The sequence below is a fragment of the Sorangium sp. So ce367 genome, from assembly GCF_051520455.1.
GTDB classification, from domain to species: domain Bacteria; phylum Myxococcota_A; class Polyangia; order Polyangiales; family Polyangiaceae; genus Sorangium; species Sorangium cellulosum_B.
Genome location: NZ_CP150334.1, coordinates 3,423,530 through 3,446,679, shown reverse-complemented (window position 1 = coordinate 3,446,679; position 23,150 = coordinate 3,423,530). Strand labels below are relative to the sequence as shown.

The 23,150-nt window shown below is 71.2% G+C and carries 15 protein-coding genes; 9 read left to right on the top strand and 6 right to left on the bottom strand.

The features are described 5' to 3' along the window. Nucleotides 1-5 precede the first annotated feature (5 nt). Nucleotides 6-3,641, top strand: a complete 3,636-nt coding sequence (locus WME97_RS13340) for a PHP domain-containing protein (protein ID WP_437552276.1) — start codon at nucleotides 6-8, stop codon at nucleotides 3,639-3,641. Nucleotides 3,642-3,803: 162 nt separating this feature from the next. On the opposite strand, the gene WME97_RS13335 is transcribed toward WME97_RS13340, so the two are convergent. Then, on the bottom strand, nucleotides 3,804-5,534 hold the full coding sequence (locus WME97_RS13335) for an OmpA family protein (RefSeq protein ID WP_437555380.1): 1,731 nt from the start codon (nucleotides 5,532-5,534) through the stop codon (nucleotides 3,804-3,806). Nucleotides 5,535-6,246: 712 nt separating this feature from the next. On the opposite strand from WME97_RS13335, the gene WME97_RS13330 reads away from it, so the two are divergent. Beyond that, nucleotides 6,247-7,074, top strand: a complete 828-nt coding sequence (locus WME97_RS13330) for a formylglycine-generating enzyme family protein (protein ID WP_437552275.1) — start codon at nucleotides 6,247-6,249, stop codon at nucleotides 7,072-7,074. Between the two features lie 920 nt (nucleotides 7,075-7,994). Here the strand turns inward: WME97_RS13330 and WME97_RS13325 are convergent. The 3 genes from WME97_RS13325 to WME97_RS13315 form a co-directional block, all read right to left on the bottom strand. Beyond that, complete coding sequence (locus tag WME97_RS13325; protein ID WP_437552274.1) at nucleotides 7,995-9,860, bottom strand: IgGFc-binding protein; 1,866 nt, start codon at nucleotides 9,858-9,860, stop codon at nucleotides 7,995-7,997. 300 nt (nucleotides 9,861-10,160) lie between these two features. Then, a complete protein-coding gene (locus WME97_RS13320; RefSeq protein ID WP_437552273.1) occupies nucleotides 10,161-11,189 on the bottom strand; it encodes a cytochrome d ubiquinol oxidase subunit II in 1,029 nt (342 codons plus the stop codon). Further along, complete coding sequence (locus tag WME97_RS13315) at nucleotides 11,179-12,594, bottom strand: cytochrome ubiquinol oxidase subunit I (protein WP_437552272.1); 1,416 nt, start codon at nucleotides 12,592-12,594, stop codon at nucleotides 11,179-11,181. Before WME97_RS13315 ends, WME97_RS13320 begins: the two co-directional genes overlap by 11 nt. A gap of 146 nt (nucleotides 12,595-12,740) precedes the next feature. On the opposite strand from WME97_RS13315, the gene WME97_RS13310 reads away from it, so the two are divergent. The 3 genes from WME97_RS13310 to WME97_RS13300 are packed head-to-tail and all read left to right on the top strand — an operon-like array spanning nucleotide 12,741 to nucleotide 15,887. After that, nucleotides 12,741-14,051, top strand: coding sequence for a thymidine phosphorylase (locus WME97_RS13310; protein ID WP_437552271.1), 1,311 nt, complete (start codon nucleotides 12,741-12,743; stop codon nucleotides 14,049-14,051). A gap of 59 nt (nucleotides 14,052-14,110) precedes the next feature. Next, nucleotides 14,111-15,133: a sensor histidine kinase gene (locus tag WME97_RS13305; RefSeq protein WP_437552269.1), complete on the top strand. Its 1,023-nt coding sequence runs from the start codon at nucleotides 14,111-14,113 to the stop codon at nucleotides 15,131-15,133. A 49-nt stretch (nucleotides 15,134-15,182) separates the two neighbouring features. After that, nucleotides 15,183-15,887, top strand: a complete 705-nt coding sequence (locus tag WME97_RS13300; RefSeq protein WP_437552268.1) for a response regulator transcription factor — start codon at nucleotides 15,183-15,185, stop codon at nucleotides 15,885-15,887. Nucleotides 15,888-15,927: 40 nt separating this feature from the next. On the opposite strand, the gene WME97_RS13295 is transcribed toward WME97_RS13300, so the two are convergent. Next, entirely contained in the window at nucleotides 15,928-16,368 is a 441-nt protein-coding gene (locus WME97_RS13295) for a hypothetical protein (RefSeq protein WP_437299476.1), read from the bottom strand. A gap of 129 nt (nucleotides 16,369-16,497) precedes the next feature. After that, entirely contained in the window at nucleotides 16,498-16,965 is a 468-nt protein-coding gene (locus WME97_RS13290) for a DUF3293 domain-containing protein (protein WP_012235064.1), read from the bottom strand. A 291-nt stretch (nucleotides 16,966-17,256) separates the two neighbouring features. Between WME97_RS13290 and WME97_RS13285 the strand changes: the two genes are divergently transcribed. The 4 genes from WME97_RS13285 to WME97_RS13270 are packed head-to-tail and all read left to right on the top strand — an operon-like array spanning nucleotide 17,257 to nucleotide 23,118. After that, nucleotides 17,257-18,336: an ABC transporter ATP-binding protein gene (locus WME97_RS13285; RefSeq protein WP_437552267.1), complete on the top strand. Its 1,080-nt coding sequence runs from the start codon at nucleotides 17,257-17,259 to the stop codon at nucleotides 18,334-18,336. Beyond that, nucleotides 18,333-19,079 (top strand): ABC transporter permease, encoded by a 747-nt coding sequence (locus WME97_RS13280; protein WP_437552266.1) that lies wholly within the window; start codon nucleotides 18,333-18,335, stop codon nucleotides 19,077-19,079. Before WME97_RS13285 ends, WME97_RS13280 begins: the two co-directional genes overlap by 4 nt. Continuing rightward, on the top strand, nucleotides 19,079-20,779 hold the full coding sequence (locus tag WME97_RS13275) for a GldG family protein (protein ID WP_437552265.1): 1,701 nt from the start codon (nucleotides 19,079-19,081) through the stop codon (nucleotides 20,777-20,779). Before WME97_RS13280 ends, WME97_RS13275 begins: the two co-directional genes overlap by 1 nt. Beyond that, nucleotides 20,779-23,118, top strand: coding sequence for a DUF4340 domain-containing protein (locus WME97_RS13270; RefSeq protein ID WP_437552264.1), 2,340 nt, complete (start codon nucleotides 20,779-20,781; stop codon nucleotides 23,116-23,118). Before WME97_RS13275 ends, WME97_RS13270 begins: the two co-directional genes overlap by 1 nt. The last annotated feature ends 32 nt before the right edge of the window (nucleotides 23,119-23,150 follow it).

Here is a 23,150-nt window from a genome sequence, read left to right as displayed (position 1 = left end):
TCTCTGTGCGGCGAACCCACCGCTGGCTCACCCGGGTAGCGCTCGTCCCGCTCGCCGCCGCCGCGCTCGCCGCCCCCGCGCTGCCGAGCTGCGGGGGCGATCGGCTGCTCCGCGCCAAGCGGATAGAGCAGCGCGCCGAGCTCGTCGGCGGCCCTGTGGCGATGGCGGACATCGGCGACTTCCTCCTCGAGAACGACCAGATCCGCGTGGCGATCCTGGGCGGGCGGGACTCGCCCGGGCCGGGGATCTTCGGCGGGGCCATCGTCGACGTCGACCGGCGGCGCGGCCGGATCGGCGAGGAGGGCGGACAGGGGCGGGACCGGTTCGCGGAGATGTTCTCGCTCGCCAACCTCATCGTGCCCGACCCGACGGCGACCGACGTCTCCGTGCTCGCGGACGGCTCCGACGGCGCGGAGGCCGGGATCCGCGTCGAGGGAGACGGCGAGTTCCTGTTCGAGGCGATAGGCCTGCTCCGGGCGCAGGAGGATCTGCTCGGCCTCTTCTTCCCCGACGTCCGCTCCAGGATCCGCTTCCGGACAGACTACCTCCTTCACCCGGGCGATCGGTTCGTGACGGTGCGCACGGTCCTCCTGCTCGACGACAGGCCGCCGCCCGGCTGCGAGCCCCAGAGGAGCTGCGAGCCGTGCCCGAACGGGTATCAGCAGGACCCGGGCGGCTGCCTGACCTGCGCCTGCAGCGACGTCCTGCCGCTGGACAACGCCACGGCCCCGGTCTCGGTGTTCGGCGGCGTCCTCGGCGATCCGCCGGAGGCCGCGCAGGAGGCGTCGTCGCGCCGCGCCGGCATCGTCGCCGGAGACTTCGTGTTCTTCGGCAACCAGAACGACGTCTTCGCGCCCGGCGCGGGCTTCGACGAGGACACGGCGGTCCAGGACGCGTGGAACGCGGGGCGGAACTCCTTCCAGGCGCCGCTCACCTTCGATTTCGTGGCCGCGGCGGGCGGCGACGTCAGCTACGGCTACTTCACGAAGGCAGCGGAGGGCACGGCGCCATCGGTGGTCAACGTGCCCCTCTTCGCCAGCGCGGCGACGGCGTTCGTGTCCGCCAGCCGATCGTGCCTGTTCAGCGAGGAGGACGACGCGGCGTGCGACGCTCACCGCGCGTTCAGCTACGAGCGCTACCTGGCCGTGGGCGACGGCGACGTCTCGAGCGTGACGGGCGTGATGCACCGGCTCCGCGGGACCGCGACCGGCGCGGTCAGCGGCCACGTGCTGTGGGAGGACACCCTCGAGGCCGCGCCGAACGCCCGGGTGTTCGTCTTCGCCGATCCCGATCCCGCGCGGCCCTTCGCCTCGCTGGACGAGCTCGTGGCGGCCAACCGGGAGGCGCGCGGCGACGTGGGCCTCGTCGACGAGATCGACGCGGATCTCGGCCTCGACCCGTCCGAAGACGGCGATTTCCGCGGCGCGTTGCCGCCCGGCAGCTACCTGCTCGTGGCGAGGAACGCGGCGGGGACGGCGACGTCGGCGCCCCTCCGGGTGAGCCTGCGTGCCGGACAGGAGGCCGTGGTGTCGCCGCGCCTCCCCGCGCCGGCGAGGGTGCGTTACCGGGTCGCGGACGAGGCGGGCCAGCGGGTGCCGGCCAAGCTCGCCTTCGCCTCGCTCGACGAGGCGGGGCGGAGGCTCCCGGGCGACGGCCGGCGCAGGGTCTACCTCGGCGACGGCCGGCTCGGGAACGGCAACCGCGCCGTCGAGATCACGGCCACCGGCGAGGGAGAGGTCGAGATCGAGCCGGGGCGATACCAGATCACCGTGTCGCGCGGCATCGAGTACGGCATCTACGTCGAGCGCGACGTCACGCTCGCGCCGGGCCGCACGTTGCAGCTCGACGCCACGCTCGTGCGCGAGGTCGACACGAGCGGGTGGATGTCGGCCGACATGCACCTCCACTCCGAGCCGAGCTTCGACAGCGGCATGGCGCTGCCGCGGCGGGTGGCCGCGGTGGCGGCGGAGGGCGTGGAGCTCGCGGTGTCGACCGACCACGACGTCGAGACGGACTACCAGCCGACAGCGCGCGCGCTCGGGCTCGCGCCTCACCTCGCCACGGCGATCGGGGCGGAGATCACCACGCTGGAGCAGGGGCACTTCATCGGGTTCCCGCTCGGGTACGACGAGCTCGACGTCCCGGGCCACGGGGCGCACGACTGGACGTGCGAGCCCGGCGGGGCGATCCTCGACGCCATCCGGGCCTCCGGCGACGGCACCGTAGCGCCGCTGACGATCGTCGCGCACCCGCGCGACGGCTTCTTCGGCTACATCGACCAGCTCGGCGTCGACACCTACACGATGGGCCGGACGCCGACGTTCCTCGAGGAGAACAACCCCGTCTTCCGGACCGCGAGCTGCGCGTTCGACGCGATGGAGGTCATCAACGGCAAGCGGTTCGATCTGGTGCGCACGCCGAGCGTGGCCGAGGTCGTCGACTGGAACCGCTGCCTCGCGCGGCTGAACGCCGCCGGGAGCGCCGCCGAGATCGAGGCCGCGTGCCCCGAGGAGGCGGGCTGGCTGCGCGCGCCGTGCGCGGCGACGTCCGCGCCGGGCGCCCCCGGCGCAGGCGCGGCTGCCGTCGCTCTTGCTGTCTCCGATTGCAAGCGCCGCGCCCGCACCGAGCTCGCGTGGGCGCTGATGAAGCGCATCCTCGCCCGGACGCCCGACGAGCAGGCGAACGACTGGACCTTCTCCGGAACGACCTCCGACAGCCAGGAGCTCTGCGGGCCCGCGGCGCTCGGCGGCGATCCGGTCCCCGAGGACGCGCGCGACGCGCCGTGCACGTACCGCGCGGGCCAGGTGGACGACTACTTCCGCTACCTCGAGCGGGGCTTCGCCCCGGCGCAGATCGCCAGCAGCGACAGCCACGACGGGTCGAAGGAGCCGGGCTTCCCGCGGACCTATTTCCGGAGCGCGACCGACTCCCCAGCCGCCCTCGAGATGCCGGCCGCGGTCGAGAGCCTGCGGGGCGCGCACGCCTTCGCGACGTACGGCCCCTTCATCCGCGCGACGATCCGCGGCAAGACCTACGGCGAGGTGGCGGCGGCGAGCGCCGGGGAGTCGCTCGAGCTCCTGTTCGATGTCCAGACGGCGAGCTGGTTCGGCGTCGATCGGGTGGAGATCTACCTGAACGGCGGGATGGTCCGCTTGCTGGAGCCGGCCATGCCGCCGAGCGCGATCGTGGACGTGCGCGGCAAGGTCACCTTCACGGCGCCGGATCGCGACTCCTGGGTGGTGATCATCGCCATGGGGCTCGAGGACAGGAACCTCATGAGCCCTGTCTCCCTGGACGTCCCCTTCGGTGAGATCCAGCTGTCCCGGCTGGCCGGCGACGCGTTCGGCCGGATCCCCGCGCTCAGCGCCCTGTTCGCGCCCACGCCGACGGTGCCCGACTGGTCGCCGGTCCCGCCCTACGCGATCACCAACCCGATCACCATCGATGTCGACGGCAACGGCCGCTACGACGCCCCGCTGGCGAGGCCCGATTTCTGCTCTCGTCCCTGCGATCCCGGCGTCCTCGATCCGGAGCAGTGTCCCGCGGAGCAGGTTTGCCTGACGGAAGAGGCGGTCTGCGGCTTTCCGATCCCCGGCAAGTGCGACCATCGTCGCCCGGCGCTCGCGCACCGCGACGACTGAACGCCGATCCCCGGGAGCGCGCCTGCGTGGGACGCGCCCGCGTGGCCGGGCCGAACCCGGCCGGCTCTCAGGAGATGACGTTTGCGTGCCCATGCCGGGGCACGTGCACGCAAACGTCGCTTGATCCCGGGGGGAGGATCGGCCAGCCGCTCCGGCTGGAGCTTACCGGCCCTCGATCGTCTGCGACTTGATATGGAACTCGACGCGCCGGTTGCGCTGCCGGCCTTCCGGCGTGTCGTTGGACAGGAGCGGCCGGCGGGAGCCATAGCCGACGGAGGTGAGCCGCTCCGACTGAACGCCCTTGTTGATCAGGTAGACCCTGACCGCGATGGCGCGGTTGTGCGCGAGCCGGTCGTTGTAGTCGATGGTGCCCTGGTTGTCGGTGTGCCCCTCGATGCTGAGCAGCTTGATCTCGGGGTTCGCCTTGAGCAGGCGCACGACCTCGTCGAGGATCGGATAGCTCTGCGGGAGGATCCTGGAGCTGTCGAACTCGAACTCGACCTGCTTCATGATCTCGATCTCGGCGGAGCCCGTGATCCTGCGGATGTAGAACGGGCAGCCGTTCTTCTCCGGGTCTTCGACGACGACCTGCCCCGGCTCCTTCGGGCATTTGTCCTGCGCGTCGGGGATGCCGTCCTGATCCGCGTCCTCCTCGGGGCAGCCGTCGCGATCGTCGATGCCGTCCTTGTCCTCGGGGTCGTCCGGGCACTTGTCGACGACGTCGGGGATGCCGTCGCCGTCGCGGTCGGGCATGTCCGGACATCCGTCGCTCGGCTTGGGCTGCTTGCCGTCCTCGGGGTCCTCCGGGCAGAGGTCGATGACGTCGGGGTAGCCGTCGCCGTCGGTGTCCTTCTCCGCCGTGATCACGTAGTTGAAGCCCGGCGAGCGGGCGTCGGAGTCGGCGATGCCGAACGAGCCGCCGACGAGGGCGACCCCCCGGAAATCGGGCGCGTAGCCGCCGCTCATGCGGGTGCCGACGCCGGCGCCGACGTAGACCGCCTTGTCCTTGGTGAGGAACATCTTGCTGTTGAGCTGCCACTCGATGGGCGAGGCATCGAGCTCGCCCGCGGTCTCCTTGAGGAGGCCGAACGAGCCGAAGATCTCGGCCCCGAGGCGGAGCTTGCCGTCGAGGAGCGGGACGTAGCCGCCGACGCCGTACGTGAGCTCGCTGCCCACGACGAGCTCGTTGAGCGCCACGCGCGGCCGGATGGCGACGCCGGTGTTCAGGGTGACGAAGAAATCCTTGAAGTCGTACTCGGCGCCGAGGCCGAACGAGCTGCTCACGCCCCGGTCGCCTGCGAACGAGTACGTGTTGCCGATGGGCACGAAGACCGCCCCGGTGAGGCCGAGCCGGAAGCGGCGCTCGTCGAGCTCCAGGGCGACGAAGCGCGCGTCGACCCGGAGGTCCATGGGGGTGGCGGTCTTCAGGTCGACGCTCTGGTTGAGGCCGAGCTCGCGGTGGTAGGTCTGGTTGCCGTCCTGGAACAGGACGATGGGGAACGAGACCTGGAGGGCGCCGCGGCCGAGGATCTCGACGCCCGCGTTCAGGTAGGTGATGAGCTGGGAGGTGACGGGCCCGTCGCCCTCGACCCGCTCCTCGATGGCGAGGTTGTCAACGTAGTTGTCGTCGCGGAGCGGGTGGACCGACATCCCCAGCCCGAGCTGCCCGAAGAAGCGCGTCCGTTCCCCCATGTGCGGGCGCCAGACGCCGATCCCGTCGTCGGGGGCGCCGGCCATCCTGAGGCGATCGAGGTAGAAGGTCCGGTCCTGCGCGCGGGCGGCGGAGGGCGCCAGCGCGGCGAGGGCCGGTGCGGCCAGGGCCGCTGCGGTCAGCGCGCAGCGAAGGCGCGACGGGCGTCGCGGCGCACGGCCCGGCAGGTTTCGTCGATCCATCACGGTGAGCTGTCCTCCAAGCAACGCTCGAAAAACGAGGTTGACGCGGGCGTTCCGCCGCATGCGGGCCGGCGTCCGGGCGGGAGCCTACTCGGGCCGGGGGAGGATGTCTCCTGGGTCGAACCAGGAGGTGCGAGGACCGGCGCGGAAGCGGGCGGCTGTGTCCGGGGCGCGCGGGGTTGGGCGGCGGGCTGGCACGCGGTGCTTCCGCGTCCTCGACACGATGTGTAGCGTGGGCCGCGTGGCGACGGTGAAAAAGCGGCGAACGGGCTACGGTGCGGGCGCGCGGATGGCTCCGCTGGCGATTGCGGCCGGGATGACGAGCTGCGGCCTGGTGCTCGGGCTTGACGACTTCAAGGACGCTCCGCGGGCGAGTGCTGGGGGAGGCGGAGCCGGCGGCGACAGCGCCTCGAGCTCGGGCGCCGGGGGTTGCGCGCACGGCGAGCGCGACTGCGTCGGCGACACGCCCCGGCAGTGCGCCGATGGGGAGTGGGTTCACCAGCGGCCTTGCAGTGGAGAGACGCCAGTCTGTGCAAAGGGCCGATGTGTACCATGCACCGAGGGCGAGCGCGGGTGCTCAGGTGAGAAGCCGCGGCGATGCGAAGGGGGCGCGTGGGTCGAGGAGGCGCCCTGCGCGACGCCGTTCCCGGGGTGCCGCGACGGGGTGTGCGTCCCGACGAGCTGCCAGGGCGGCGACGCGCCTGGCACGGGAGTGAGCTGCGGGGCCGACGGGGACAAGGATTGCTGCGCTGCTGACGTCGTGCCGGGAGGAACGTTCGACCGGAGCAATGATGAGAGCTACCCAGCCACCGTCAGCGACTTCAGGCTCGACAGATACGAGGTCACGGTAGGACGATTTCGGGCGTTCGTGGAGGCGTTGAAGGGGACGCAGAGAGATCCCCCGGCGCTCAAAGCCGGGGAGCGCCCCGGCGTGACCGATAGCGGGTGGCGCTTCGATTGGACATCCTCGCTCTCTGCAAACACCGAGGAGCTCAAAGCACAGCTCGAATGCGACTACTACCCGACATGGACCACCGAGCCGGGCCCCAACGACCACCGGCCGATCCATTGCGTCACGTGGTATGAGGCATTCGCATTCTGCGTATGGGACGGGGGGTACATGCCCACCGAGGCCGAGTGGAACTACGCCGCCGCGGGCGGCGCGGAGCAGCGGATGTATCCGTGGGGCGAGTCGAGAGAGCGCGGGTTCGCTGCCAACGAGTGCAGAGGAAACGGTTCTTCCAGCGGATGCAACGTCGCCGCGTTCCTACCTGTTGGCTCGTTCTCGCCGTCCGGCGATGCGAGGTGGGGCCACGCCGACATGCTAGGAAATGTCTCGGAGTGGACCCTGGATTGCAGCGATGATTATCCGATGCCGTGCGAGGACTGCTCGAACCAGGGCTGCTCGGGCTCAACAGGACACGTGGTTCGTGGCGGGAACGCCATCGCCCCGCTCTACGATACAACGTTCAGAAACAGAGAATATCGCACAGTCAGGACCCAGGGCGTGCGCTGCGCCAGAAAGACCCAAGCTGAGTGACAAGACCGGCCGATGAGGCGGAGATTTCGGATGTCAGCGTCGACACTTCCTACGAGAGCCGTGGACAGATGCTGACGCGAACGTTCCGCTGCATGCGTGCCGGCCGCCGGCGGCGAGAGTGCTCGCGCCCACGGTAGAGGAGCGAGGACCGCTCCGCGGCGTGTCGGAGTCCAGGTCGCACGGTCGGTGGGCATGGGGCAGTACGCAGGGCCCGCCACTGCCCCGTCACCGTAGGAGGCGGCGGGCGCGGCGCCCATGCCGGCGTCACCGGTGCGCCACGGCGAAGCCGAACTCTCTATCCGATGAAGCACGCGAGATCGCATATTCCAGATTCTCTACATGCTCTCCAAGCTCGATCGGCGCATCGATCTCGGATGCACCTCCCAGGTAGAGAGAGGCGTTCAACCTACGCTGCCGGCCACCGAAGCGGCGGGAGCGTCAATGAACTCTTCGAGGCCGAGGGTCTTGCCGCAACCCGCGAGAAACACGACGACAGCGAGGCATCCCGCTTCAGGCCCGAAGACCATTTTCGACATACGAGTTCCCATGACATCAATAGAATCAAGCCGGGCGCATTGATGTCAAGCGGCGGTCCCAACGCGTAATACTGCGCGGGGTTCCAGCATCGAGCTGAGTGTGGAGACAGCGTGGCACCATGATGACGCCTCATCGGCAGCCAGGATCGTCAAATCATTTATAGGTGAAACGCTCGCAAAGAACGCTACGGACAGCACTCCCGGAGCTGGCGCTCCGAACCCACGAGCCCTGAGGGACGGCCGACTCGTGCTCATCCGTGGGGCAGCCACGCTGCCATCATGCCCCCAGCCACACCGCTCGGGGAGAACGCTGGCAATATGCCTTTGGCCATACCAGTTCGTTTCCCCGAGAGTTCCGGTGCCCCCATCAGCTAGAGAAGCGCCTCATTGAACTGGCTGCACGACGACATTGTTGATCGGCTGGAAGCCAGCTCCAGCGGGGTACGCGTAGGAGACCTGCAGGTGAGGGTCAAAGGCGCCCCAGCCCCAGACGGTGACGCCAAACGGCAGGGCGCTGGACATCACATGCCGCCCGTTGGCGCAATTGCCCTGATTCTCGAATCTGCCCTTCACGAGATCAATGCGCGCATACTCGTAGTCCTGCCCCAGCGACTCCCAGCCCGTGATCGCTCCGCCTTCGGATGATTCACCAAGACAGTCGAGCGTCACGTCGGCGAACTTCTGGTCAAACTTCGACCTGGTGCGGACGACGACCAAACTCGTCTCAGGGTAGGTGGGATCGGTGAACAGCACGTAATAATCCAGGTACTGCGATGGCGGAATCACATTGATCCAGTCAGGGTCTCCGACCCTGTCGTACGCGAATCCGCCAGTCATGTACGATCCCAGATAGAACGGATGATTAGCATCCTGACTGCGCACAACAAACTGCCCCGGACTATTGAACTCCACCACCTCGCCGAGGTTGAGCTCGTCCGGAGCATTGTCGGGTTTCGTGGGAATCCACTCCAACTTCGTGCCGTCCACAGCGCCCACGAGGCGCCAAGGAGGAGACTCCTCTTCCTGCCCTCTATTACGATACCGCACTGCGGCGTACTCGTTACCCATCGCCTTGATCGGTGCGAGTTGCTGGTGTCCTGAGTCGCAATCTAACTCCACGTCAGGCACCAACATGCAGGACGAGCCGCCAAACACGCCAATGGGTTTGTCCGACAAAATCGGGCTTCCCGTGAGTTCCTCGGGTTGCACGATCTGAAGGAATTGACCGGCATCCAGCGTGTATGTGACAGGCTCCCTCTCGCTGGCGCCCGCGACGCCGTTACCACCGAGGATCGCGACTTTCGGCAAGATGGTGACTTTGGTGTTGTCCTGGTTCGCGAGGATCTCCAGCGACGGATTGCCACCCGGAACCAGCGGTTCTGACGACTTGTAGGCATTCACCGCGATATAGTTCGTGTCCCACGCACTCGTCGGGAGAAGCAATGACGCCGATGTCACGGCAGACTGTGAGCCCCCGTACGGAACGATCTGGTAAGCGACCACGGGATAATCTGTCGTGATGTGGAAAGCCGAGCCGATTCCGGTGCCGTCGACCCCGGTTTCTCCGGTTTCGCCCGTTGCAGGGTTAGACGCAATTGCCGGCCCCAGCGGACAAGCAGGCAGACCAGTTCCTCCGGCGTTGCGTCGAGAGAGGAACAGGATGGCTATCTCACCGACGCCAAGTCCGTTAGCCTCATTATACGGCTCAAATTCAACCTGCCCTTGGCCAGACGGAATGCCCGCGAAAGTCGCTACGGGGAGCTCGACACCATCCCTCTCCACTTTGATGTGGACTGGTTTCTCCCACGTATTGGCGATGAAAGCAGCGAAGCACGCTCCGCTCGACTCGGTGCGGAGCGCTGGCTTGAGCGCCCAGTAGTCACACCCGTACGAGCTCTTCGACTTCTCCGCCGCCTCGCACGGGTTGGGCACGCACTCCGCGTTGACGCAGCCCTCCTCCGGCCCGCAAGTCTCCAACGCAACGCCATTGCAGCTGAGGATCTTCTTCAGATCGTTGGAGCAGACCGGATCGCACCGCCCCCCCTCCCCGAAGGTCCCCGTGCTCCCCCCCTCCCCGCCCGCGCCGCCGGTGCCGCCGCTGCTGCCGCCGGTCCCGGTGGGGCCCGAGCCGGAGCCGGTGAGCCCATGACGGTACGAGTCCGTGCACGCGGCGAACGAGCCCGTCACACCGGCTGTCGCTGCAAGTAACCCCACAATCGCGTGTCGACGGTATCTAGCCATGTTCGCCATCTCTACAGGGCTCCTTCCCCCACAAGCATCCTGAAACTTCGCGCCTTCGAGCGTAACACGGTTCGACCGCCGTGGGGAGGCCCGCGAAAGCGTTCGCATTTTTTCGGGGGCGCAGCGAGAGCGGGTTGCAGGTCCCAGGAATGCAATGGGCGACCGGCATCGCGCCATCGGCCCCTAGCGCCCGGACGGACACAGAGCCGCTGTTCAGCCAGTCGTCCTCACGCCTCTCCTGCGGGTAGGTCGAGGTGGTGCATCAGATTTGGCCACCGCGACTTCCACGTACGTCGGCCCCACTCCCGCTCAATGGTCGTCGTCGCCGTCCGACGCAGCCCCCGCCCGGCCGCTGCCGAAGACGCGGAAGAGCACGTACAGCGATGGGAACAGCAGCACGGATCCGACGCCGAGCACCCAGACAAGCAATCGCAACGTCCTCGGGTTCGCCGCCGCGCCCTCGAGCGTCACGTCCGGCACCACCAGGAACGGGTACTGCGAGGCCGCCCAGCCGAGCAGGATCAGCGTGACCTGCGCCGCCGCCGCGAAGCGCGCCAGACGGAAACGGCGGGTCCACAACGCGAAGAGCGCCGCGGTGGCCGCGAGGCCCGTCGTGACGTGGAGCGGCCACGTGATCGGATGATCGGTCAGCCCCTCTCGAATGAGCGGGGCGCCCCGGAACGACGCCGCGAACGACGCCAGCGCGAGCGCCGCCACAACGCAGCCCGAGACGAGCGCGCGCCGCCGGAAATCGTCGACCAGCGCAGGCTCCTTCGCCTCGTTCGTCAGGTACACCGCCGCCAGGAACGCGAACAGCGCCAGCGCGAACAGCCCCACCACGAACGGAAACAGCGAGAGCCACGGCGCGAAGAAGCCGCTCGTCACCACCCCCGACACCACCCGGATCCGCCCGGACGCCACCGCGCCGACGATCATGCCGAGCAGCACAGGCGCGATCACGCTCGCGAGCGAGAAGACGAACCCCCAGCGCCTCTGCCGCCGATCGCCCCGGGAGTCGTAGCTGCGGAAGCTGAACGCCGAGCCGCGAAACACGACGCCAACGAGGAACAGCGTGAGGGGGACGTGCAGCGCGATCGAGATCGCCGCGAACGCGGGAGGAAACGCGGTGAAGAGCAGCACCACGACCAGGATGAGCCACACGTGGTTGGCCTCCCAGATCGGGCCGATGACCCGCTCGATGAGGGCGCGCTGCTCCCGCTTCCGCGGGCCGGAGGCGAGCAGATCCCACACGCCGCCGCCGAAATCGGCGCCCCCGAGCAGCGCGTACAGCACGAGCGCCGCCATCATCACCCCGCCGATGAACCACTCAGTGCGCATCGGCCTCGCCTCCCCCGGACGCGCGCGGCGCGCCGCCGCCGCCAGTCCCCCCGAGCGGCGCGCCGCCGCCGCCAGTCCCCCCGAGCGTCGCGCCACCGCCCCCCGTCACCCCGAGCGGCGCCGCGCGGAGCTGGCGCACGAGCAGGTAGACCACCACCACGCCGAGAAAGACATAGAGCGCCGTGAACGTCCAGAAAGGCGCCGCGAGGTGCGGGAACGGGGTCACCGCGTCGCGCGTGCGCATCGCGCCCCGCACGATCCACGGCTGGCGACCGAGCTCCGTCACCAGCCAGCCCGCCTCCATCGCCACGATGCCGAGCGGGCTCGCCAGGATCGCCGCCCAGAGAAACGGGCGCTGATCCGGGATCCCCCGGCGGCGCCACGCGAGCACCGCCCCGACCACCGCCAGCAGCGCCATCGCGGAGCCCGCGCCCACCATCACCTGAAACGAGAGGTGGGTCGCCGTGACCGGCGGCCACTCGTCCCGGGGGACCGCATCCAGCCCGGGCACCACCGCGTCAGGATCCGCGTGCAGGAACACCGAGAGCCCCGCCGGGATCTCGATCGCGTAGTCGACCTCGCCCCGCTCCACGTCGGGCAGGCCGCCGACGAGGAGCGGCGCGCGGGCCGAGGTCTCGAAGTGCGCCTCCATCGCCGCGAGCTTGGCGGGCTGCCCCCTCCCGACCTCCACCGCCGCGTAGTGACCGACGAGCGGCTGCGCCAGCGCCGTCACCCCGGCGACCACGAGCGTCACCGCGAACGCCTTGCGGAACAGCGGGCTCGACGGGTGCCGCAGGAGCACCAGCGCGTGGATCCCCGTCATCACGAACGCCGTCGCCTGATAACACGCGAGGATGCCGTGCAGCGTCTCGTGCTTCCACGGCGGGCTGAACATCGCCGCGACCGGGTCGATGTTCGCCGGGCGCCCGTCGACCATCGTGAACCCGGCAGGGTCGTTCATGCACGCGTTCACAAGGATCACGAAGAACGCGGACAGCGCGCCGCTCAGCGCGACCAGCGCGCCCGAGAGCAGGTGCAGCCTCGGCGAGAGCTTGCCGCGCCCGTAGAGGTAGATGCCGAGGAAGATCGCCTCCGTGAAGAACGCGAACCCCTCGAGCGAGAACGGGAGCCCTATCACCTCTCCGAACGTCCCCATGAAGCTCGGCCACAGGAGCCCGAGCTCGAACGAGAGCACCGTCCCCGATACGGCGCCCACCGCGAACAGGATCGCCGTCCCCTTCGCCATGCGCTTCGAGAACTCGAGGTAGTCTCGATCGCCCGTCCGGTGCCAGAGCGCGTCCGCGATGACCATGATCAGCGGCAGCGCCACCCCGGCGGCGGCGAAGATCATGTGAAATGCCAGCGACAGGCCCATCTGGGCCCGGGCGTAGAGGAGGCTGTTCATGAGGCCCTTTGCGGCTCCCTTCTCCCGCGCGACCGTGACCGACGCCGTGCCCGCTCTCCTGCGGGGACGGTCCGCGCGCTCCCGCCGACCATAGGGGGGCCCGCGCCAGGGACAAATAGGGGCGAACCCGGGTAAGCTCGACGCCGATGCAGACCCTTGTCGAGCTCGTCGCGAAGAAGCGCGACGGCGGGCGGCTGTCCGAGGACGAGATCGCGCGGATCGTCCGCGCCCTCAGCGACGGCGAGCTCGCCGATTACCAGATGGCCGCGCTGCTCATGGCGATCTTCTTCCGCGGCATGGACGACGCCGAGACCGTCGCGCTCACGCGCGCGATGCTCCACTCGGGCGACGTCCTCGATCTGTCCGGCGTGCCCGGGCGGAAGGTCGACAAGCACTCGACCGGCGGCGTCGGCGACAAGGTCTCGATCTGCCTCGCCCCCCTCGTCGCCGCCTGCGGCGTCCCCGTCCCGATGGTGTCCGGACGCGGCCTCGGCCACACCGGAGGCACCCTCGACAAGCTCGAGGCGATCCCGGGGTTCGACGTCGCGCTCGACGCCGACGCGTTCGCGCGCATCGTCCGCGAGGTGGGGACGTGCATGATCGGGCAGACCGCCCGGATCGCGCCCGCGGACAAGCGCATCTACGCGCTGCGCGACGTGACCGCCACGGTCGAGTCGATCCCGCTCATCGTCGCCAGCATCCTCTCGAAGAAGCTCGCGGAGGGCATCGACGCGCTCGTGCTCGACGTCAAGGTCGGGCGCGGCGCGTTCATGAAGACCCTCGGCGACGCCCGCGCCCTCGCGACCGCGCTCGTGCGCGTCGGGACCGCGGCCGGCAAGCGCGTCTCCGCGCTGCTCACCGACATGAGCGCCCCGCTCGGGCGCACCGTCGGCAACGCCATCGAGACCCGCGAGGCGATCGAGGTGCTGCACGGCCGCGGGCCGGGCGACCTCGTCGCGTGCACGCTCGCCCTCGGCGAGGAGATGCTGATCGCCGGCGGCGCAGCGGCGAGCGCGGCCGAGGCGCGGGTGAAGCTCGAGGCCGCCATCGCGAGCGGCGCGGCGGCCGAGGTCCTCGCGCGGATGATCGCCGCGCAGAAGGGCGATCCGGCCGTGGTGCAGGACGCCGGCCGGCTGCCCAGCGCCCCCGTCGTGGTCGAGGTCGCCGCGCAGGACGAGGGGTACGTCGCCGCCGTCGATCCGCTGGAGATCGGCCTCTCGGCGGTCGCGCTCGGCGCCGGGCGGACGCGCGCCGACCAGCGCGTGGACCCCGCCGTGGGGATCGAGCTCGCCGCGGTGCGCGGCGATCGCGTGGACCGCGGCGCGCCCCTCGCCCGCATCCACGCGCGCCGGGCGGACGACGCGCGGGCCGCGGCCGATCGCGTCCGCGCCGCCTTCCGGCTCGGCCCGGCGCCCGCCGAGGCGCCCGCGCTCGTGCTGGAGCGGATCGAGGCATAGCCTCGCGCGGGCGCTCGCGGCGGCTCGCCGGCGGCGCGGGGCCCCACTAAGCTGCCGGCATGCGGACCCCGAGGCGCGACCTCACCACGCTCGGCTACCGGCGGATCATCCAGCTCCTCGTCTACCTGGTGATCATCCCCGGCGTGCTCCTGTCGGGCGTCGGCTTCCTCCTGCTCGTCCTGGGCGAGGCCCAGTACAACCTCATCATGGGGATCATCGTCCTCACGTTCTGCGGGACGCTCGCGACCGGGGTCATCCTCGTGTGGGTCTTCCTCCGGCGCGAGCGCAACCTGTCCGAGCTCCAGGCCGATTTCGTGTCCAAGGTCTCGCACGAGCTGCGCACCCCGCTCACGTCGATCCGGATGTTCACCGAGACCCTCACGCTCCGGCGCGGCGACACGATCAGCGAGGATCGCTGCATCGAGGCGCTCACCAAGGAGAGCGCCCGCCTCCAGCAGCTCATCGATCGGCTGCTCGACTGGGGGCGGATGGAGAGCGGCCGGCGCGTCTACGAGCTCTCGGAGCACCACCTCGGGGAGATCGCCGACGAGGCGATCCACGCCTTCGAGCCGACCCGCGAGAAGCGCAGCGTCGACCTCGACGTCTCCATCGACGCGAACCTCCCGCCCGTGCTCTGCGATCGCAGCGCGCTCGTCGACGCGATCGTGAACCTCCTCTCGAACGCCTACAAGTACGCCGGTCAGCCGAGGAAGATCAGCGTCTCCGCCCACGTCCTCAAGCGGTCGGCGCTGCTCACGGTCCGCGACAACGGCAAGGGCATCGCCCGCGCGGAGCACAAGCGGATCTTCGAGAAGTTCTACCGGGTCGACGATCTCCTGGCCCGGCAGCAGGAGGGCTCCGGGCTCGGGCTGTCGATCGTCAAGCATGTCATCCGGGCGCACGGCGGCAAGATCCTCGTCGACAGCGAGCCCGGGAAGGGCAGCACGTTCACCCTGGTGCTCCCGCTCCGGAGCGTGCCCAAGGCGAGCGCCGAGCGACGCCCGCAGGTCGCGGCGCCCGCGGTCGCCGCGGCGCACAACGACGCGTCGGATCACGGCGCCGACGCGAGCGCGCCGCCGTAGCGCGGCCGCCGCCGGTCAGGACATGAACATGCTAGAGGACCTCCTCAGCATGACCCGAACCCCTCAGACACCGGCGCGGACCGTCCTGCTCGTGGAGGACGACCCCAGCATCGCGATGGGTCTCGAGATGAACCTGACCGCCGAGGGCTACCGCGTCCTCGTGGCCGAGGACGGGGAGCGCGGGCTCGCGCTGGCCCGCGGCGGCGGCGTCGATCTCATCATCATCGACGTCATGCTCCCCCGGCTGAACGGCTTCGAGCTGCTCCGCATGCTCCGGAACGAGCGGCGCACCCTGCCGGTGATCATGCTGTCCGCGCGCGGCGCCGAGATGGACAAGGTGATGGGCCTCGAGCTCGGCGCCGAGGACTACATCACGAAGCCGTTCAGCCTGGCCGAGCTGCTCGCGCGCGTGAAGGCCGTGCTCCGGCGCGACGCGATCGCGCGCGCCGACGGGGCGCAGCTGCGCGCCGGCGACATCGTGATCAACGCGGCGACGCGCGAGGTCCGCCGCGGCGACGCGCTGATCGAGCTCACGGCGACCGAGTTCGACGTGCTGCTCTGCCTCGCCGAGGCGGGCGGCAGGGTCCTGTCGAGGGAGCAGATCCAGGCCAAGGTCTGGGGCCCGACGCACCACGGGACCCCGCGCACCATCGACAATTTCATCCTCCAGCTCCGCAACAAGCTGGAAGAGAACGCGACGACGCCGCGCCACCTGCTGACGGTGCGCGGTGTCGGCTATCGCTTCGTCCCCTAGAGCGGCGGTCGGAGGGCGAGCGCTCCGGGGGGCGCGCCCGTCAGGGCGCCTGACAGAACTTGTTGATGTTGTCGACGAGGGGATCTTCCTGCTTGATCGCCTTCTCGATCGACGCCTGGGCGGCGTTGCTCTTCTCCGCGTCGTTGGCGTCCGCCGCGGTCGCGAGATCGCGCGCCGCCTTGGCGACGTCCTTCGCCATGGCCTGGTACTCGCCCGAGAACTTCTGCAGCTCCGGGGTGGTCAGCTTCACCTGCGCCGCGTCGGCCGCCACCTTGTCCATCGCGTCGGCCATCGCCTTCAGCTCGCTCGACCCGCCCTGGTCGGTGCCGGCCTTGGTGCCTTTCTCGATGCTCTGAACGCCCTTGTTGATGACCTCGATGAGCGCGTTGCACTCCGAGACCTTGTTCTGGCCGCAGCCGCCAGCGCCGGCGACGAGCCCGAGCGCTGCGACGAGCGCTGCGAGGGTGACCTGGGTGCGCATTCTGCTGTGTCTCCTCATGTGGTGAGCGAGGCCGGTCCGCCCATCCCTAAACGCCAAGGCATGAACCCACATTTTGCGGGTACGTTTCAACATGGAATCGGCGATCCGCGTCCACGGCCGCCGCGTGGGTCAGGACCGCACCCGCCAGTTCCCCTGGAAAGTTCGGCCGATGTCGTCGGCTGTCGGATCGGTGATGATGAGCTCCGGCCGGCCGCCTTGCGCGAACACGATCGTGTTCTGCCGGAAGACGCGGCCGAAGGCGATCGCCTCGTCCCGGTCCATGCCGTGGACGAGCCACGCCGGCTCGCGCCAGATGCCCTCCGGCTCCGCCTCGGAGCCGACGCACGGCTCCACCCGGTAACAGCCGAGGATCAGGAGATCGCGGAGGACGTGGTGGCGCTGATCGTTGACCCGGCGCGGGATGAGCATCGAGCGCGGGTTGTAGGCGGTGAGCACCGCGAACTTGCGGGTCAGGAGCTCGGGAAGCCCGGCCTGATCCTGGACGATCTCGCCGTCCAGCGAGACGCGCAGCGTCCCCGCCGGGGTGGGGAACTCGTAGATGGTCGAGAAATACGACCGGAGGAGCGTCTGATCCATCGTGCAGCGGTGGTGTGAGGGGGCCGCGGCGCTCGGCGCACCGGGTGCGTCGCCTTGCAGAGGGGCCCGTGGCGTGAGCGCCCGGGCCGCCGGGCGCGACGGCGCAGGGTTACCAGAGACGCGCGGCTCTGGCTACTCGCCGGCGCGCTCGTCGTCAGACCGCCGTCAGACCACGCCAGACCGGCGCGCGCTTCCCCTGCCCCGCCCGGTGCGCTAAGCGTTCCGCGCGATCGACCGGCCTGCCCGCGCGCACCGCGCCGGCGGCCCTGACCCCCTGCGCCCGATGCCACGATGATCGAGGTCGAGCACCTCTCCAAGTCCTACGGCCCCCACCAGGCGGTGAGCGACCTCTCGTTCCAGGTGAGCCAGGGGGAGATCGTCGGGTTCCTCGGGCCGAACGGCGCAGGCAAGAGCACGACCCTCCGCATCCTCGCGGGGTTCCTCGGCGCGACGTCCGGCCGGGTGCGGATCGCCGGCCACGACATCACGGAGGAGCCGATGCGCGCGCGCGCCTCGCTCGGATACATGCCCGAGACCTCGCCGCTCTACCCGGAGATGCGCGTCTCGGAGTACCTCGCGTTCCGCGCCGAGCTGAAGCTCGTGCCGCGCAGGGCCCGCGGCGAGGCCGTCGCGCGCGCCCTCCGTGACGCGCGCGTCGAGGACGTCGCGAGCGTCCTGATCGGCCACCTCTCGAAGGGCTACCGCCAGCGGGTCGGCCTCGCGGACGCGCTCGTCGGCGACCCGCCGCTGCTCATCCTGGACGAGCCGACGGCGGGCCTCGATCCGAACCAGATCCGCGAGGTACGCGCGCTCGTGCGCCGGCTCGGCCCGGGCCGCACGGTGCTCCTCTCGACGCACATCCTCTCCGAGGTCGAGGCGACGTGCACGCGGGCGCTCGTGATCGCCCGCGGGAGGCTCGTGGCGGAGGGCTCGATCGACGAGATCCGCGCGATGCGCCGGTCGTCCGGCGCGCGCGTCGTCGTGCGCGGGGCGGTGGAGGCGGCGCTCGCGGTGGCGCGCGGCGCGGCGCAGGTCCGCTCGGCCGAGGCGGAGGACGCCGGTGAAGCGGCGCGGATCACGGTCGAGTTCGACGCCGGCGCCGAGGCGGGCGAGGCCGCCGAGCGCCTCGTCGCCGCGCTGGTCGCCGCGGGCCTCGGGGTGCGCGAGCTCGTCCCCTGGGCCCCATCGCTGGAGCAGGTCTTCTCCGAGCTGACCGCGGCCGACGACGCCGGCGCGCGGAGCGGCGCCGGAGAGCCGGCCGAGCCCGGGGCGGGCGGCGGCGAGGCGCCTCGGCCGGCGGCCGGGAACCGGAAGAAGAAGGGCAGCGCGGCCCGGCGCGGCGAGGGCGGCGCGGGGAAGGAGCGGCGGTGAGGGGCTTCTGGCCGATCTTCAAGCGGGAGCTCTTCTCGCTCTTCGTGACGCCGCTCGCGTGGGTGCTGATCACCACGTTCCTGCTGGTGCAGGGCGTGCACTTTTTCCTGATCGCGACGCAGTTCGCCGGCGAGGTGGAGCTCTCCGCCGACACGGGCCCGGTGCAGGTCTTCTTCGGCCAGACGATCCTGATCTACCTGCCGCTGCTCTTCGTCTGCCCGCTGCTCACGATGCGGCTCTTCGCGGAGGAGCGCAGGAGCGGCACCATCGAGGCGCTCCTCACGGCGCCGGTCGGCTCCGCCGGCGTGGTGCTGGCGAAGTACGCCGCGACGCTCGTGACGTACGTCGCGATGTGGGCGCCGACGCTGCTCTACGTCGTCCTCATCGGCAGGACCGGCGAGCTCGACTGGCGGGTCGTGGGGTCGAGCTACCTCGCCGTCTTCGCGGTCGGCGCCGGCTACCTCGCGATCGGGACGATGACCAGCGCGCTCACCAAGAGCCAGCTCATGGCCGCGGTGCTCAGCACGATGGCGGTGATGGGCATGTTCATCCTCGGCATCGGCGAGTTCATCTTCCCGGACGGCCCGGCCCACGACCTCTGCGCCTACGTCTCGGTGTGGACGCAGATGAACGACTTCTCCCGCGGGATCGTCGATCTGCGCCGCCTCGTGTTCGACGGGACGGTGGTCGCGCTGCCGCTGTTCGTGACCGTGCGCGCGGTCGACGCGTGGAGGTGGGGCTGATGTCCGGAGAGCGGCCCGCGCAAGCCGGGGCTCCGCCGCCGGGCACCTCGCTCGGCGAGAAGCTCTCGACGAGCGTCGGGATCATCGCGGCGATGGTGCTCGCGGTGCTCGTCAACTTGCTCGTCGCCCGCCACTACAGGCGCTGGGACTGGACGCAGGGCGGCCTGTACACGCTGAGCGACGCGACCGTCTCGACGCTGCGCTCGATCGAGGAGCCGATCCGCGTCTACGTCCTGCTCTCGGAGGCCGACCCCCTGACGCTCTCGGTGCGGCACCTGCTCGACGCGTACCGGGCCGAGAACCCGCGGATCGAGGTCGAGGTGACCGATCCCGACCGGCGCCCGGCGGAGTTCCTGGCGGTGCAGCAGCGCTACGGCGTCGTCGCGGGCAAAACGGACGACGGGCGCATCGTCACGGACGCGGCGATCATCGTCGCGCGCGGCGATCGGCCCCATTTCCTGACGGCGAGCGACCTGGTCGAGGTCGAGGACGAGGACGACCTGCGGTCGCGCCCGCGGCTCGAGCAGGCGCTCACCGGCGCGCTCCGGAGCGTCCTGCGCAGCGAGCGGCCGCTGATCTGCTTCGCGGCCGGGCACGGCGAGAAGTCGATCGAGGCCGGCGGCGCCGGCGGGCTCGCGGCGCTGAAGGACCGGCTCAACAAGAACAACTACGAGGTCGTGGCGCTCGGCGGCGGCCGGGGCGCGGATGGCCACGGCCACGACGACGAGGAGGCGGCTTTCGCCGCGCCGCCGGAGCCCGCGCCGGAGGTCGATCTCGACCGCTGCCGGGTGCTCGTCCTCGCCGGGCCGAGCCGGCCGGTGCCGGCGAGCGACGTGGCCCGCTACCGCGCGTTCATCGAGAAGGGCGGCAGCGCGCTGATCGCGCTCGGGCCCGTGCCGGACGAGAGCGATCAGCGGTACGTGGACCTCGGGCTCTCGGGCCTGCTGGCCGTGGCGGGGGTCGAGCTCCGGTCGGACTTCGTGTTCGAGCTCGACCCGAAGCTCCGGTCGACGCAGGGCTTCGGCGAGACCTTCGCGCCGATCGTCAGGCCGCATCCGATCACCGAGGGGCTCATCAAGGCGGCCGATCTCGGGCTAGGCCCGGTGCTCACGGTGGCGAGCTCGCTCGCGCCCACGGCGAGCGGGCCGGTGGTCCCGGCGCCCCTGCTCGTGACGAGCGACCAGGCCTTCGGCATGGTCGATTTCTTCAGCTGGGCCCGGGATCCGTCCGAGCCGAAGCCGCGCGACGGAGATCACCCGGGTCCGCTCACGATCGCCTGCGCCTCGGAGCTGCCGAAGCCCGCGGGGTCCAGCGCCGCGCACGGGCCGCGCGTCGTGGTGGTCGGCTCGCCCGGCGCGCTCTACGGCGCGAACTGGCAGAGCCCCGAGCTCCGCGGGACAGCCGTGCTCGTCGAGAGCGCGCTGTCCTGGCTCGCGGCGAGCCCGCCCATGCTCGACATCCCGGACAAGCCGGCGTTCACGGCGGGCCTGCGGATCAGCGAGGACTCGCTCGCCGGGATCTTCCGCTACGTCATCGTGTACATGCCGCTCGCCGCGGCCCTCCTCGGCCTCGCCGTGTACCTGGCGCGGCGCGGCTCCGAGCGCCGCCCCGGCGACAAGGGGGGGCCCGGCGCGCCGGCCGGACGCGGCGCGCGCGGCGCGTCGGCCGAGGCCGAGGCCGAGCGCGAAGGATCGCCGTGATGCGGCCGCTGCGCCGGCACGCGACGACGCTGCTCCTGGTCGCGCTCGCCGCCGCGGCGGCCGTCGCGCTGCTCGTCCTCGACCGGGGCTCGGTGTCCACCGACGAGGCCGAGCGCCGCAAGAAGCACCTGATCGAGGCGTGGCGGCCCGACGAGATCACCGAGCTCACCGTGACGATGGCCGCGCCCGGCGCGCCGCAGACCGCGCGGCTCACCCGCGGCGAGGTCGACGACGCCGGCCAGCGCCCCTGGAACGTCGAGATCGACGGGCAGCGCTACCCGGCCGACGAGCCCACGGTCGACCAGCTCCTCGGCACGCTGGAGTTCGCGACCGCGGAGCGGCGCGTCTCCGCGGAGGCGAGCGACCCGGCCGCCCTCGGCCTGGCCTCGCCCAGGCTCTCGATCGCGCTCGCGATGGGCCCGCGCCGCGAGCGCCTGCTGCTCGGCGGCGGCGCCCCGACGCCGCCCGGCGCGGTCTACGCCGAGGTCGCGGGCCGAGGCGTCTTCGTCATCACGAAGCAGCTCGCCTCGGCCCTCGACGTGGCGCCGGATCGCTTCCGCTCGCGGAGCTTCGTCCCCTACGTCGCCGCGGAGCTCTCGGGCCTCACGCTCGACGGCGACGGCGGCTCGCGGCGGTTCTCGCGCGCCCCCTGGGGCGGCGGCCGCGGGGCCGGCTTCCGCTTCGCGGAGGGCTCGCCCGAGGGCAGCGGCGTCCGGGTCAGCGCGCCGGCGCTCGACCTCGTGCTCTCGGCGCTCGGCCGCATGCAGGCCGAGGCGTTCCTCTCCGAGGCGGAAGCGCGGCAGGCCGCGTCCTCCGGCGGCCCCCGGGTCACGCTGACGCTGGAGCCGAGCGATCCCGCGGCGAAGCGCGGCGTGATCGACGTGGGCGGCGCCTGCCCGGGCCGGCCCGACCACGTCGTCGCGGCGCGGCGCGAGCCCACGCGCGCGGCCGCCTGCGTGCCCGCGAGCGTGCTCGATCCGCTCTCCGAGGAGGCGTCGCGCTTCGTCGATCTCGCGCTCGTCGCCGCGCCGCTCGACGAGGTCGCCGAGGTGAAGCTCGCCGCCGGCGAGCGTTCGCTGGAGCTCGCGCGCGCCGGCACCGAGTGGCACCTGCGGGCCCCGCAGGACCGGCCTGTCCCGACGGAGACGGGCCGCGCCCTGGTCCAGGCGATCCTCGACGTGCGCGCGACGCGCCTCCTGCCCGCGGCGAGCGATCTCGCGGCGCTCGGCCTCGCCTCGCCTCGGGCCACCCTCCGCGTCGTCTCGACGCCGCCGGGCGCGGTCGCCGAGGGCGAGCCGCAGGAGCGGATCGAGACGCTCGAGATCGGCGCCGAGCAGGCCGGCGTGGTGCACGTCCGGCGGCTCGAGGACGGCGCGATCGCCGAGATCCCTGCTCTGGCCGCCGGCGCGCTCCTCCCTTCCGAGGTGTCGCTGCGCTCCATGAAGGTGTTCGATTTCACCCCCGATCGGGTCAGCGCGCTGCGGATCGAGCGCCCCGGCCTGGTCCAGCGGCTCCGCCGGACGGGCGAGGGCGCCTGGCGGCTCGTCGAGCCGACCGGCGAGGGCCTCGCGGCCGACAGCGGGCTGGCGGACGAGCTCGCCGAGCTGCTCGCCGGCCTCCAGGCCGAGCGCTGGATCGCCGAGGATGCTGGCCAGAGCTACGGGCTCGGCGCGCCCCGGCTCGTGGTCGAGGCCGAGCTCGACCCCGCGCCGGAGCCCGGCGGCGGAAGCACCGGCGCGGCGACGCGCGCGGCCCGGGTGGCGCTCGGCGCGCGCAGCGGCGCGGGCTCCTTCGCGCGCGCCGGGGACGGCGCTCCGGTGTTCGTCGCGCCGCCAGCGCTGGAGGCCGCGGCCGGTCGCCTGCTGCTCCGCCGCGACGTCTTCCTCGTCCCGCCGCACGAGATCGCGCGGGTGACGCTGGCCCCTCGGGGCGCGAAGCCGGTCGTGATCGAGCGCTCGCCGGAGGGCTTCACGATCGCGGGAGCGGCCGATCAGGCGAGCGCCGCCGCGCTGGCCGCGAGCGTCCGGGACGCGCTGGCCGATCTCCGGGCCGAGGGCGCCGTCGCGCTGGGCGAGCCGGAGCGGCGCCATGGCCTCGGCCCGCCGCGCCTCCGGGTCAGCGTCGAGCTTTCCCGGCCGCAGGCCGCCCCGGTGGAGGAAAGCGACGCGGTCCCGCCGCGGGCGCCGGCGGGGTCGTTCACGATCGCGATCGGCGCGGGCGACGCCTTCCGCGGCACGAACGTCGTCTACGCCCGGCGTGACGGCGTGCGCGCGGTCTACGCCATCGCGCAGTCGCGGGTGCGACCGCTCCTCGAGGCGGCGGGCATCGCGGGCGACTGAGCGGTCCGCCGCCCGATCGAACGGACTATTTC

Bases quoted from the DNA above. Each gene is read 5' to 3' on its own strand.
- WME97_RS13335 (WP_437555380.1), bottom strand. From the start codon at position 5,534: ATGGATCGACGAAACCTGCCGGGCCGTGCGCCGCGACGCCCGTCGCGC.
- WME97_RS13325 (WP_437552274.1), bottom strand. From the start codon at position 9,860: ATGGCGAACATGGCTAGATACCGTCGACACGCGATTGTGGGGTTACTT.
- WME97_RS13320 (WP_437552273.1), bottom strand. From the start codon at position 11,189: ATGCGCACTGAGTGGTTCATCGGCGGGGTGATGATGGCGGCGCTCGTG.
- WME97_RS13315 (WP_437552272.1), bottom strand. From the start codon at position 12,594: ATGAACAGCCTCCTCTACGCCCGGGCCCAGATGGGCCTGTCGCTGGCA.
- WME97_RS13310 (WP_437552271.1), top strand. From the start codon at position 12,741: ATGCAGACCCTTGTCGAGCTCGTCGCGAAGAAGCGCGACGGCGGGCGG.
- WME97_RS13305 (WP_437552269.1), top strand. From the start codon at position 14,111: ATGCGGACCCCGAGGCGCGACCTCACCACGCTCGGCTACCGGCGGATC.
- WME97_RS13300 (WP_437552268.1), top strand. From the start codon at position 15,183: ATGACCCGAACCCCTCAGACACCGGCGCGGACCGTCCTGCTCGTGGAG.
- WME97_RS13295 (WP_437299476.1), bottom strand. From the start codon at position 16,368: ATGCGCACCCAGGTCACCCTCGCAGCGCTCGTCGCAGCGCTCGGGCTC.
- WME97_RS13290 (WP_012235064.1), bottom strand. From the start codon at position 16,965: ATGGATCAGACGCTCCTCCGGTCGTATTTCTCGACCATCTACGAGTTC.
- WME97_RS13285 (WP_437552267.1), top strand. From the start codon at position 17,257: ATGATCGAGGTCGAGCACCTCTCCAAGTCCTACGGCCCCCACCAGGCG.
- WME97_RS13275 (WP_437552265.1), top strand. From the start codon at position 19,079: ATGTCCGGAGAGCGGCCCGCGCAAGCCGGGGCTCCGCCGCCGGGCACC.
- WME97_RS13270 (WP_437552264.1), top strand. From the start codon at position 20,779: ATGCGGCCGCTGCGCCGGCACGCGACGACGCTGCTCCTGGTCGCGCTC.